General features: G+C 38.1%; 12 protein-coding genes. 5 read left to right on the top strand and 7 right to left on the bottom strand.

All coding sequences use genetic code 11. From position 1 onward, the window contains the following. On the top strand, window positions 1–1,698 hold the full coding sequence (locus ABIB30_RS15195) for a GMC oxidoreductase (protein WP_354303414.1): 1,698 nt from the start codon (window positions 1–3) through the stop codon (window positions 1,696–1,698). Window positions 1,699–1,703: 5 nt separating this feature from the next. Here the strand turns inward: ABIB30_RS15195 and ABIB30_RS15190 are convergent, their stop codons facing one another. The 3 genes from ABIB30_RS15190 to ABIB30_RS15180 all read right to left on the bottom strand — a co-directional run bounded on the left by ABIB30_RS15190 (window position 1,704) and on the right by ABIB30_RS15180 (window position 4,954). Continuing rightward, the gene (locus ABIB30_RS15190) at window positions 1,704–2,597 is read right to left on the bottom strand and encodes a glycosyltransferase family 8 protein (RefSeq protein ID WP_354303412.1); all 894 of its coding nucleotides are present in this window, start codon (window positions 2,595–2,597) and stop codon (window positions 1,704–1,706) included. A gap of 60 nt (window positions 2,598–2,657) precedes the next feature. After that, the gene (locus tag ABIB30_RS15185) at window positions 2,658–3,449 is read right to left on the bottom strand and encodes a glycosyltransferase (protein ID WP_354303410.1); all 792 of its coding nucleotides are present in this window, start codon (window positions 3,447–3,449) and stop codon (window positions 2,658–2,660) included. Between the two features lie 125 nt (window positions 3,450–3,574). Then, complete coding sequence (locus tag ABIB30_RS15180) at window positions 3,575–4,954, bottom strand: hypothetical protein (protein WP_354303408.1); 1,380 nt, start codon at window positions 4,952–4,954, stop codon at window positions 3,575–3,577. 402 nt (window positions 4,955–5,356) lie between these two features. Between ABIB30_RS15180 and ABIB30_RS15175 the strand changes: the two genes are divergently transcribed. Then, window positions 5,357–6,223: a beta-1,6-N-acetylglucosaminyltransferase gene (locus ABIB30_RS15175; protein WP_354303406.1), complete on the top strand. Its 867-nt coding sequence runs from the start codon at window positions 5,357–5,359 to the stop codon at window positions 6,221–6,223. Continuing rightward, entirely contained in the window at window positions 6,192–7,214 is a 1,023-nt protein-coding gene (locus ABIB30_RS15170; RefSeq protein ID WP_354303404.1) for a hypothetical protein, read from the top strand. Before ABIB30_RS15175 ends, ABIB30_RS15170 begins: the two co-directional genes overlap by 32 nt. A 4-nt stretch (window positions 7,215–7,218) precedes the next feature. Here the strand turns inward: ABIB30_RS15170 and ABIB30_RS15165 are convergent, their stop codons facing one another. Genes ABIB30_RS15165 through ABIB30_RS15150 form a run of 4 tightly spaced genes read right to left on the bottom strand, consistent with a single transcriptional unit; the run spans window position 7,219 to window position 10,337 of the window. Beyond that, window positions 7,219–8,034, bottom strand: a complete 816-nt coding sequence (locus tag ABIB30_RS15165) for a methyltransferase, TIGR04325 family (protein WP_354303402.1) — start codon at window positions 8,032–8,034, stop codon at window positions 7,219–7,221. 6 nt (window positions 8,035–8,040) lie between these two features. Further along, window positions 8,041–9,135, bottom strand: coding sequence for a DegT/DnrJ/EryC1/StrS family aminotransferase (locus ABIB30_RS15160; RefSeq protein ID WP_354303400.1), 1,095 nt, complete (start codon window positions 9,133–9,135; stop codon window positions 8,041–8,043). Beyond that, window positions 9,122–9,493, bottom strand: coding sequence for a sugar 3,4-ketoisomerase (locus tag ABIB30_RS15155; protein WP_068395343.1), 372 nt, complete (start codon window positions 9,491–9,493; stop codon window positions 9,122–9,124). Before ABIB30_RS15155 ends, ABIB30_RS15160 begins: the two co-directional genes overlap by 14 nt. Next, window positions 9,477–10,337: a beta-1,6-N-acetylglucosaminyltransferase gene (locus ABIB30_RS15150; RefSeq protein ID WP_354303398.1), complete on the bottom strand. Its 861-nt coding sequence runs from the start codon at window positions 10,335–10,337 to the stop codon at window positions 9,477–9,479. The genes ABIB30_RS15155 and ABIB30_RS15150 overlap by 17 nt, the downstream gene beginning before the upstream one ends. A 410-nt stretch (window positions 10,338–10,747) precedes the next feature. Here ABIB30_RS15150 and ABIB30_RS15145 point away from each other — a divergent pair, with 410 nt between their 5' ends. Beyond that, the gene (locus ABIB30_RS15145; protein WP_354303396.1) at window positions 10,748–11,659 is read left to right on the top strand and encodes a glycosyltransferase family 2 protein; all 912 of its coding nucleotides are present in this window, start codon (window positions 10,748–10,750) and stop codon (window positions 11,657–11,659) included. Window positions 11,660–11,665: 6 nt separating this feature from the next. Beyond that, window positions 11,666–12,835, top strand: a complete 1,170-nt coding sequence (locus tag ABIB30_RS15140; RefSeq protein ID WP_354303394.1) for a glycosyltransferase family 2 protein — start codon at window positions 11,666–11,668, stop codon at window positions 12,833–12,835. Window positions 12,836–12,852: the final 17 nt, after the last annotated feature.

Below are 12,852 nucleotides of genomic sequence, written 5' to 3'. Positions count from 1 at the left end.
ATGTACATCAGCGATAAAAACAAGCAACTCAATACTTATGATGCCATTGTAATTGGTTCAGGGATCAGTGGAGGGTGGGCTGCAATGGAACTATGTAAAAAAGGATTAAAGACATTGCTTTTGGAAAGAGGCCGTGATGTGAAACATATTGTAGATTATCCAACTGCAACGCTTAATCCCTGGGATTTTAAAGCGGGCTTGAACAATACCATGAAGGACCGGGAGATTGATCCTATTCAGAGTACTGCATACAGCCCTGCTGACAAACATTTTTATGTAAGTGATGCTGAACATCCATACGTTCAGGAAAAGCCGTTTAACTGGTATAGAGGTTATCAGGTTGGTGGCAGGTCATTGACTTGGGGCAGACAGTGTTATCGTTTGAGTGATCTTGATTTTGAGGCTAATCATAAAGATGGTTTTGGTGTGGACTGGCCAATCCGGTATAAAGACCTGGAGCAGTGGTACAGTTATGCAGAATCATTTATTGGGGTAAGCGGGAACCGGGAAAATTTAAAGCAGTTGCCGGACGGTGAGTTTTTAACACCGATGGAGCTGAATTGTATTGAAAAGCATTTGGGCGATTCTATCCGCAAGCATGATGAACACCGGTTATTAACGATTGCAAGGGTGGCTAATTTAACCAGGGGATGGGATCACCGTGGCCCTTGTCAAAACAGGAATCTTTGTAACAGAGGATGTCCGTTCGGAGGATATTTCAGCAGTAACAGTTCGACTATTCCTGCGGCTATGGCTACGGGTAATTTAACTTTAAGACCATTTTCAATTGTTACTGAGCTCTTGTTTGATGAGCAGAAGCAGAAGGCCAAAGGGGTTAGGGTAATTGATACTTTAAGTAATGAAGTGCATGAGTTTTATGCGAAGATTGTTTTTGTCAATGCTTCTACCATTGCAACTGCGGGCTTATTATTGAATTCTGTTTCTTCGCGATTTCCTGATGGTTTTGGTAACGGAAGCGGGCAGTTAGGGCATAACCTGATGGATCACCACTCTTCGGCGGGTGCTTATGGGATGCACGAAGCTTATACAGATCAGTACTACAAAGGAAGAAGGCCTTGTGGATTTTTGATTCCGAGATACAGAAATCTTCAGGACGATAAAAGTCTGGATTTTAAAAGAGGATATAATATCCAGGGCCATGGTGAACGCCAGGAATGGATGGACAAAGCGCAGAGTATTGATGGGTTCGGGGAAGATTTTAAAGCACAGCTAACGACGCCAGGCCCATGGACCATATGGATGGCTGGCTGGGGGGAATGCCTGCCTTATTTCGATAATAAAGTCTCGCTGGATAACTTCCAGAAAGATAAATGGGGACAGCCATTGCTTAAAATTGATTTTTCTTTCCGTGAAAACGAGCGTAAAATGATGACTGACATTCAGCATACTTGTGGCGAAATGTTCGAAAAGGCTGGATTCAAGAATATTGATACCTTTAATTATAACAAACCAGGAGGTTCGACCATTCATGAAATGGGAACCGCCCGTATGGGGCATGACCCCAAAACATCTGTTTTAAACAAGTTTAACCAGATGCATGAGGCAAAGAATGTTTTTATTACTGATGGCAGCTGTATGACTTCCTCTGCATGTCAGAATCCATCTTTAACTTATATGGCCTTAACAGCAAGAGCAAGTCAGTTTGCTTATGAGCAACTAAAGAAGGGTGAGCTATAGTCTACTTATTTAATGCCTATCAGATTTCTGAGTTTTTCTAAAATGTTGTAGAATTTCTTTAAATATCTTGAACTTTCACCAATAGGTTTGAAGTTCTTCCAGGCCGTCATATTCAGGTAAGAGAAGAATATTTCTTTGTATTTTTCGCTGAATTCGTACGATTTATAAATAGGCTTTCTTCCGGTAAAATGGATCAGGAACGGTCTTTCTTCTTCAGAGTAAGCAAAACGGTTCCACAGTGGGTCTAGCTCTTGCCAATGCAACGCAAGCACTGCATTCAACCCATATTGATCCTGAAATACAGCATGTTTTTTATGCTGGGTAAGGCAGGTTAATACTTTATTGGTGATGTCTGCTTTTTCCCATTTATCAATATCCAGCACCATCAATCCTGCATTGAAATATTTATTATCGGCTGGTATGCCTAATTCTTCATAATTACTGATTCCGCCCCAACGGGTTACGACCTGTATAAATTGGTCCTGAACAGCGCCAACAATATTATTGCCCAGATCGGTATGCCATAGCTTGCTCACATCTTCCAGCATAATCATATCTACATCCAGGAAGATGATTTTCTTGATATGTTTAGGGATGAAATGCGGGATGAACAGCCTGGTATAAATATTTAAGGGCAGACTGCTTTTGTCAACAGGCAGCTTCGCATCTTTTGGCAGGCATTCTGACATCGCCATCCAGTGAATAGTAGTAACTTCCTGATTGCTGGCATTGCGTATTCTCGTCTTATTTTTATTCGTAATACCATCTTCTACGATAAAGAATTCCAGTTTTTCACCAGAGTGATGGTTTACTTCAATAGATTTGATTAAAGCTGCCAGTAAAATAGCATAGTGGTTATCACAAACACAAATTATAGCAATAGGATCCGATTTTTCCATCAATTTTAACGTAGTTCTTTTTTTATAAATATATACAATTCAGGTCTTAAACCCATTTCGTTATTTGGTGAGCAGCTGTGCATTAAGTTTTAAAAACTTGTATTTTGCATAGAGCCATTTGGCTGCAATAAAAGGGACGCTGTTGCCGCTCCTCCATGATTTTCTGAAAGTTGCTGTACTTGGCTCTTCTGCTGAATTTTCTTGTGTCAGTAAACCATAATGATCATCATAAAAAAGACACCTGCCTTTGTTTTTGATAAACGCAAAACTCATCTGCATTTCGGTCTGGTCACCATTGAGGCCTTCAGGGTACCTGCCAAAGTCTTTTAAAAAGGTTGATCGTCTCAAATGCGGATGATCTCCATAAAGATAAAATTTCAGGTTATTGGTGTACCATGGAGCCAGGTGAAATACTTTTTCAGAGAAGCCAAGCTTGTAAGGCTTCATGTAAGGGTAGGGCGAATAAGAATATAAAGTGACCATATCCCATTTCTTATCTTGCTGCATAATTTGAAGGGCATCGGAGAAATGTTCTGGAAAAGTGGCCTTAGGGACAAAATCTTCCTGTATGTAAAGCGTGTACTCTGTATGGACACTATCCTGGCCTTTGTTTATATTATTCCCCAATCCTTTATTAACTGGGGTAGTAATTAACCTGAAGGTATAATCCTGCTGTAATTTTTCAATGTATTGCAACTGACTTTTTTCACTGCCGTCATCAGAAATAACGATGTCGTCGAAATTGCAGTTCAATTCTTTAAAAGCCTTTAAAAGCCGCTCCAGCGACTTACATCTATTGTAATGGGTAATCAGTAAAGTAACGCTTTTAAAGTGGTATGGAGTGTTCATCATCTATTAATTGCCCGGCTAATGAATATAAATGTAATAAGTTTGTTTGACAACTAGGCAGATAGAGTGCCAAAAAAAAATCTCAGTTCACAAGGAGCTGAGATTTTTAATTTATATTTTTTGTTTGCTTATTCAACAGCACCTATAGAAGGAGTAGTTGCGCTTCTTGGCTTACCATAGAAATCTGTGATTACAAATGGTGTTGGTCTGCCTTTATATTTTGCTGGTGAATTGCTGGTTAAATTTAATGTAGTCTGATCTGTAATCCCGGCTTGTCCGGAGGTTTCATTATATACATTGTACGAAGTGTTCGGAATAACTTCAGCCCATTGTAAAGCGATCAGTTTCTGGTTTGGCAGGAAGTTGAAACCAAGGTTGTTGTAAACATCGACTTTACCACCCGACATGCCATATACGTCAACTACAGCTGCCTGCCAATCATTGGAAAGGTTTAAATTACCACAAGTATTGTTGAAGATAATTGCGTTGGTATAAGTTGTTTTTCCAGGTGTAATTCTATCTGCATAAGCCTGAACTTCAAAACCTGAATATTTACGGGAGTTTAAAACGATGTTATTGTAAATCAGAATGTCTTTTGGTGTGCTGCCAACGGTGTGTCCCCAGGCGCGGATTGCATTTCCCTGGTGGTTGGTCACTAAGTTATCGTGAAATCTTCCATTTCCTGCAATCTGAAAGATACCGTTATGGTTGTTATTGCTGGTATTGATATTGTTGATTTTGTTATTGTGGATATTATAGTCTTCTACATTTCCCATAAAAACAACTGTACCTACATCGGGAGCATTCTGAAAGTCTATGTTAGCGACCTCAATGTTCTTCACTAAACCATAAACGACTCCGCCTTGAATATATCCTCCGGTAGTCAGGAATTGAGCTGTGTTGTCACAAGACATGTTCAGGAATTTAAGGTCTTTTGAATAAGATCCTTCTGTTCCGTCATAAACATCATTGTATTTAAAGGTAATATCCAGATCACCGATGTTTTTGAAAGCTGCGTATTGAAAAGTGAACTTATTCAGCGTACCTGTAATAACTACTGCTCTGTAAGAGTTGTCTCTGAATGAGAATCCTTTAGCCAGTCCAGGAGTTCCGTCTCCGGATATATATACATTTTTTAAGTTTTCAAGAGACATGGCATTGTAATTTCCCGCAAGTTCTACAAGACCGTCATTTTTGAAGGTAATCGGACATCCATCGGCAGACATCACATTCTTGATATTGATAGAAGTATAGTTCCCTCCTTTGATTTTAATCAGATCATTACATTGTACGGCAAACGTAGCACCGTCAAAATTCAAAACTCCTGAGCCTGTACCAATATTAACTGTTCTTTTATAAACAATTGGTGCGGGCACTTTGGTCGTATCAGGTCCTGATCCGGGAACAATCACCGAAATATCGGGATTTTCAATAATATTCTTTTTACAAGAAGCTAATAATAGAATCGAGGAAAGAGAAAAGATGAATATAATTGATAATGTTCTCATTTTTAGCGGGATAGTTTTGTTCATTATTTTTTCAACTTGATGCATAGATACACATATTATTTATAAACCAAAGAATATTATTAAGAAAAATGGGGAAATTTGGGTAATTATTTCCCGATTTACATTGGTTGCTGTAAATTGGTTAACGCGTGGGAAACGTGTCTGAATTATTTATGATGGAAATAGCTGGTGTTGCTAAAACGAAAATTAACGCTGACAATGACAAATTTGACAGCTATTGATTTATCATAGGCTGATTATCAGCTGTTTTTGTCTGATCTGAAATAATCATTTTTATTTATGATTAGTTTTGCACTATTTTAGAGCTCTCTTTTGATCAGTACAGCCCATGAAGAATGTGATGCGATGCGAGTTTATAACTGGAGTTAATTTAATTTTTCTATGCGTATAGCACATATTATAATTGCTCATAAAAATCCGGAGCAATTAAATCGTCTTTTGCTAAAGATGCAGCATCCTGATTTTGATTTTTATATCCATGTAGACAAAAAGGTTGATATTAAACCCTATGAATTTCTGGGGGCTATCCGGGGGGTTAAATTCATACAGTACAGATCGATCTGTAATTGGGGAGGGTACAGCACCCTTCATGCAATGGTAAGTTCTCTTAAAGAAGTATTGCTGAATAAAACGGAGTATGGGTTCTACAACCTGTTAAGTGCCCAGGATTATCCGTTGAAAAGTAATGAGGAAATTTGTGACTTTTTTCAGCAAAATAAAGAGAAGTCATTTATCTATTATGATGCTGAAGATTCCAAATGGTGGGAAGGAGCAGTTTATAGATTTCAACGTTATCACTTGACTGACTTTAATTTCAGTGGTAAGTTCTTTATTGAAAATATGCTGAATAAAATACTTCCACCGCGTAAATTCCCATTGGCAATGAAGCTATACGGAGGCAGTAAGTCGAGCTGGTGGAGTCTCAATAAAGAAAGTGCGGTCTATCTTGCCAATTATTTCGACACAGAAAACAAGATCAAGAAGTTTTTGAAGTTTTGCTGGGGAACGGATGAATTTGTGATCCCGACCATATTAATGAACTCACCACTAAAGGATCGTATTGTAAATGATAACCTGCGCTATATAGATTTCCCGGATGGGATGGCGAATCCAAAAATTCTAAGGCTGGCAGACCTGGATAAAATGATTTCTTCTCACATGCTTTTCGCCAGGAAGTTTGATATTGGTATAGATATTGATATTTTAGCTGCAATCGATGAACATACCTCTAACAGTAAACGGGTTTAACCCTGATCAGAATCTGGTTTTTCTTTCTTATGGTGCTGAAACCGAATTTCGCAGGGCTATCTTTAGTATCCTGAGTTTTTATGCCTGGTCGGCTGCCGGTGATATAGAGCGGACAAGAATTCTTGTGTATACGGACCAGCCTCAATTTTTTCAGACTTACCTGGACCAGCCTAACATTGAATATGTTACTATGACTCCTGAGGTGATGGAAGAGATGCTGGGAGGGACTTTGTTCTATCACCGCAGAAAGATAGCTTCAATTGATATGACCTTTAAGAAATATCCTGAAAGCAATGTGATTTTTATTGATTCAGATACTTTTTTTACTGGGGATGCGACCTTGCTCTTTAATGGAATAACTGAAGATCATGCTTTTATGCATCAGCGGGAATATACTTTTGAGCAGGGGTTAGGTATTTTTAAAAGCTTTAATGAGGGAGAATTTCCGGAGGCATTTATAGCTTATATCTCTGACCGCGATCTGATTATTGGCGGGAAACCAGAAAGATTTACCAAAAATGATTATGGTTGGAATTCCGGTGTATTGGGATTACATAGTAGCTTTTCTATGTATATGCCTGATGTATTCAGATTAAATGACGAATTTTATGAGAATTCCAGGTGGTTTATCAGCGAACAGATTGCCTTTTCATTAATCTTGCAGCGCAGAAAAATTTTGCAGGCTGCAGATACTTCTATTCTGCATTATTGGGGTAAACGCCAGAAGGTAATGCTGGATAAATTGCTGGTTGGTTTATTAAACAGCTATAAGCTTGTCGAATTAAAAGATAAAACACTGATCAAAAGCATAACAACCCACTGGAAATTCAAGGTTGAAGTTGATATTATTCAGGAAAAGGCAGCGATTGCACTTTCTTTGGGATCATGGTTATATGGGCTGAAAAAGAGTGCGCAAGTACTCCTGAAAGATCCTTTTAACCCTCTTTTGTACAGAGAGTTAATTGCAGCAGCGAGTTCAAAAAGAAAATAACAAGCTATTGTGGCCGTACTTTCCATAATGACCCTTCGTATCTGAAAGGCTTAAACTGGACGTAATATTTTTCACTGGAAGCAATGAAATCGTATGCTTTCTCATAATATTCACAAAGTTTATCCTGTATTTTTACCCTGCTAAAGAAATAACAGGGATAAGAGGTCTCGATTCCATAAAATACCGGAGGAACGTGCTGTATGGTGATTCTGTCAGTACTACCGCTGTTATAGCCTACATAATCCAGCATCACATAGGGAATCCTCGTCTCCATAACCTCATTCAGCAATTGATAAGGTTTATCAATATATTGCAGCACACTACAGATCAGGAATAACTGAGGCTTATTTTCAGCCATACACTCCTGAATATTGTTGTAGAACTTAATGTGTTCATTTTCAAAGTGTTTCTTTCCTGCTTCTACAAACTTTGGTTGTTCGATAATGCACCACTTTAATTTTTTTAAATGCTTCAGATAGGGATAATTCTGATAATATGTGGTGCCCAGGGAGCCGCCAAAGTCTATGACAGTAAGCTCGTTATTATTTGTAGAAGCAATGTATAACAGTGTTTTTAATAAAGGGAAGTTCATCTGGACAGTATCATAAGCAATCCCGTCCCGCTCATAAGCAATCTCGTTATTTTTAACCTGGTATGTGGTTTCAATAATCCGGTTCAGGATGTGATCTTCATCATAACCTTTACAATGTTGTTTAGCTTGCTCGTAAGTTTTATAATTGCCCTTCCAGCCATATTTAAAACTGTACCATCTTAAAGTATTTACAATTGGAGGGGCAAGTTCTTTCAATAAATAGAACATCCTTCGTTATTTTAAATGAAACTTATTCATGACCTCGGTCACATGGAAAATATCTTCCGCTGTATGTGCAAAAGAACAAGGCAGACTAAGCGTTTGCTGATGTATTTTTGCGGAGATTGGATAGTCGAAATTTTGGAGTACGTCCTTTAAAGCCAGCTGATCCTGAGGGGCTACCGGGTAGTGAACTTCTGTACCGATCTGGTGTTCCTGTAAATATTGTTTCAGCTGCTCTCTTTTCGGATGCAGAATATTGTAGATGTGATAGACATGGTGAAAATCAGCATCAGGTTTTGGCTTGACGAATGAATCACTCAAATGCTCATTATAGATTGCTGCTAATTTTCTTTTATGCGTATTGATCTCGTCCAGGTGTGGCAATTTAATCCTTAAAAAAGAAGCTTGCAGTTCATCAAGTCTTGAATTATACCCAATTACTCCATTGTGATATTTCTTTTCCGAACCGTAATTCCTTAATTGTCTGAGCTTATGATAGTCTGATTCAGTACGGCATAAAATGGCTCCGGCATCACCTAAAGCACCTAAATTTTTGGTTGGATAAAAGCTGAAAGCACCAAAATCACCAAAAGTTCCGGCTAATTTGCCTTTATATTTTGCCCCATGTGCTTGCGCACAATCTTCAATTACTTTGAGCTGATATTTGTTGGCCAGCTCCAGTATAGGATCCATATCACAACATTGCCCATATAAATGAACGACCATAATAGCCACAGTTTTAGGGGTAATGGCACGGGAGATCAGTACAGGATCAATATTGTAGGTATGACGGTCTGGCTCAACCAGTACCGGTGTCAGCCCACATTGTATGATAGCCAGGATAGTCGCAATATAAGTGTTGGAAGGCACGATAACTTCGTCACCTTTTTGAAATTTACAGCATTGCAGGGAAAGGATCAGTGCATCCAGGCCATTGGCTACCCCAACGACGTAGTTTTCCTGGTGATAGGCTGCAAATTCCTGTTCAAATTGGGCAACTTCCTCACCCAGTATATACCATCCTTTATCCAGAAAATCAGCAAATTTACTTTTAAACTTTTCTTCAAATGGACGGTTAAGTATTTTCAGGCTTTCATATGGAATCATAAGGCTCGTAAATATAGTCTTTAGGATCAAACGCTGTAGAAGCCAGTACTAAAAGAATTGCATCTGCCGAAAAATCGTGCATCACATGCCAGTCTTCAGGCAATAACATTAAACATTTTTCAGGGCTGTCTAAATCAAACATCTCTGTTTTTTTTCCGTTATTGTTGGTGATTTTGCAAGAACCTTTGATACATATTGCCGCCTGATGGGTTTCATGATGTCTGTGTCCTCCGCGATCAGTATCATCTACCGAGTAGATATAGAATAATCTTTTAATTTCGAAAGGAACAATATTATCGAGCACTGTCAAAATGCCTCTGCTATCTTTAAAAGTTTGTATATTAAGTATGTGCGCCATTTGCTAATAAGTTCTTGTCTATTAAATTAAGGATTTCCGGTTGGTCGGCCATATTAAACTTCCTTGCAAACAGCATCTCTGAAGCTGCAATTTTTTCGAAGTCACTTTCATCTAGTATTTTTGGGTTGGCTCCGCCAGCTGACCAGTCAATATATCTGTAATTGTTATTAATAATTCTGTCTTTGTATCTGGAATTGAGTAAGATGGTCTGAAAGACAAATTCATCACTCGCCCAGCATAAAGAGAAAAAATATTTAAGTTTCTGATCGTTTTCAACCGTATGTACTACATGTAATGCGACTTCCGGACTTAGCATCCAGAACATTGATTTGCCATAAGGATGCAGGTTATAAGGCAGCTTTCTTTTAGGCATGATTCTATTGATCAGGTTTTCCAGTCTGTATTTCCCGATAAAGTTATAGCTGGTCAGGAAGTATTTTTCCATTCTGATCAGCCCTTCTTTCCAGTCGTTTTTGATATCACGGTAACTTAAAAATTCTTTGCCTTTGTTCTTTACGAAAAAATCATTGATATAATCAGCAGATTTAACCGGGTAATCCTGTCCGCTCAGAAAATTGATAAAATCATACCGGATACCAGTTTTTGAAATTTCTTTGATACATTCAAAGGTTGCGGTCACCGTACTGAAGCCTGCCCATCTAACGTCAATTCTGTTGTTAATGAAATAAACGTTCGGAATATCTTTAAGGAATAAGTGTGGGTTGATGTCAAATTTCTTATCTACATGAATATAGAAGTCAAAGTTAGGATGAGATAAACTTTTGATCATTCGCTCTGTTTGTTCAGGACTGGTATAGGTAAGAATCAGATGGGCAATACGCATTTTCTGGTAGAGTTAATGAAGATTTTATGTCTACTGTAACACCGACCCTGTAGAAAAAATGGTGCCAGTATTAAAAACAGGTTAAAACGTAGTCTGTTATTTTATAATAATTAATGTTTAAATGCTAACAGGCAATAAATTTAATATTTTATTGCTATGACTTATAGTTGATTCTAATTGAGAGGTACAAATCGCAATTTTTGCCCAAATTGTAGATACTCTTATACACAAATCTACTTTTTTTTAAATAATTTCATTGTGAAAGACCTCAATTAAAACTAACAGGAGTTGGATTACTTATTGCTTATCAGGCTTTAATTATTAGCATCAGCTTATAGTCTGGGGATTATAGCATATTATCCTCGAAATTTAAGCCAGCAGTTACCTTCAAATCACTACTTTTACAAGGGATGAAACGCACTTCAATTATAACAGTTAACTTTAATCAGCCGGCGGTCACACTGGATTTTTTAAGATCAGTAAAACTTCACACCAATTTGACCGAGGTTGAGGTTATTCTGGTTGATAATGGTAGCACAGAAGATCATTCGGCTATTTTCATCAACGAATATCCCGGTCTTATTTATATTTCTTCTTCCGAAAACCTTGGATTTGCGGGTGGTAATAATCTGGGAATTGCAAAAGCGGAAGGAGAATATCTTTTATTCCTGAATAATGATACCGAAATTACCGGAAACCTGGTAACTGAACTGACCAGAGCGCTGGATGAAAACCAGGAAATCGGATTAATCTCCCCATTATTATTGTATTTTGATGCGCCTGATGTGATTCAATATGCAGGTGCAACCAAAATGAATTATATCACTTGCCGGAACAGTACTATTGGAGCTATGGAAATTGACCATGGACAATATAACGAGCAAGATGTGGAAACAGCTTTCTGCCATGGTGCTGCCATGATGTGCCGTAAGGCTGATCTGGTGACTGCCGGGTTAATGGACAATAACTTTTTCCTGTATTATGAAGAACTGGACTGGTGTGAGAAATTTAAAAAAGCAGGTAAAAAAATCTGGTTTACGGGCCGTACCAAAATTTACCATAAAGAATCCATGAGTGTGGGGAAAGAAAGTAGTATCAAAACATACTTTATGACCCGGAACAGGATGTTATTTATCCGCAGAAATACCAGCTGGCTGAATACTTTACTTTTTAGCTTATATTATATCAGCATTGCCAGCCCGAAGCAAGTATTCATGTATAGGAAGAAGAACAGGAAAGACCTGATTAAATGGGTATTCCTTGGATTGAAATGGAATTTTACCCATTCAAAAGATAGTAATGATTTAGGCTTTAAAATATAAATATTGATGATTATAGTTTTTTGGATCAGCATTTTTCTGATTGTATATACGTTTGTTGGTTACGGTTTCATGCTTTATCTGCTGGTGAAAATCAAAAGGTTATTCAGCAAGCCGTTTGCTTTTAAAAAAGACGCCGTTTTGCCAACGGTCACCCTGATGGTTGCAGCCTACAATGAAGAAGATATCATTGAAGATAAAATAAAGAATACTTTGCAGCTGGATTACCCTAAAGATAAACTTCAGCTAATTTTTATTACCGACGGATCTTCCGATCAGACAGCTGTGAAGGTGAGTAATTTTAAAGAGATCACATTATTACATCAGGATTTAAGAGCTGGAAAGATGGCCGCTATTAAACGGGCTATTCCTTTAATCAACGGCGCAATTACTGTATTTACAGATGCGAATACTTTTTTAAATGCTGAAGCTATCAATGAACTGGTGAAGCACTATCAGAATCCTAAGGTTGGGGCAGTTGCAGGTGAAAAGAGAATACTGGTTGAAGCAACTGCTGATGCCAGTTCAGCAGGGGAGGGGTTCTACTGGAAATATGAGTCTAAATTAAAAAAACTGGACTATGAATTATATTCCAATGTAGGGGCAGCCGGAGAATTGTTCAGTATCAGGACTGCATTGTACCAGCCTGTTGAAAGTGACACGATTATAGATGACCATATGATTGCCATGCGCATTGCTGAGAACGGTTATGTGATTGCTTATGAGCCTGGAGCATATGCTATGGAAACTGCATCGGCCGATGTTAAAGAAGAGCTTAAAAGAAAAATCAGGATAGCTGCCGGAGGTATACAATCCATCCTTCGTTTAAAAAAAGCAGCAAATCCGTTTCGTAACTTTGTATTTACTTTTCAATATATCAGCCACAGGGTTTTACGGTGGACAATTGTACCATTTCTTTTAATCCTGGTGTTTATACTGAACGGCCTTATCGCATTTACGCAACCTGCTGCCTTTTACCAATATCTATTTGCGCTGCAAGTGTTTTTCTATGTATTAAGTATCATCGGGTTTTATTTTGAACAGCGAAATATTCGTGTAAAAGCCTTATTCGTTCCCTATTATTTTTGCATGATGAATTATGCCGTACTTGCAGGTATTTTGCGGTATTACCGTAAAAATCAAAGTGCAGCATGGGAAAAATCGAAAAGAAAAGCTTAACCTCAATCCTGATTTAA

The organism is Pedobacter sp. UYP1, assembly GCF_040547305.1.
GTDB lineage: Bacteria > Bacteroidota > Bacteroidia > Sphingobacteriales > Sphingobacteriaceae > Pedobacter.
This window is presented reverse-complemented; position numbering and strand designations above follow the sequence as displayed.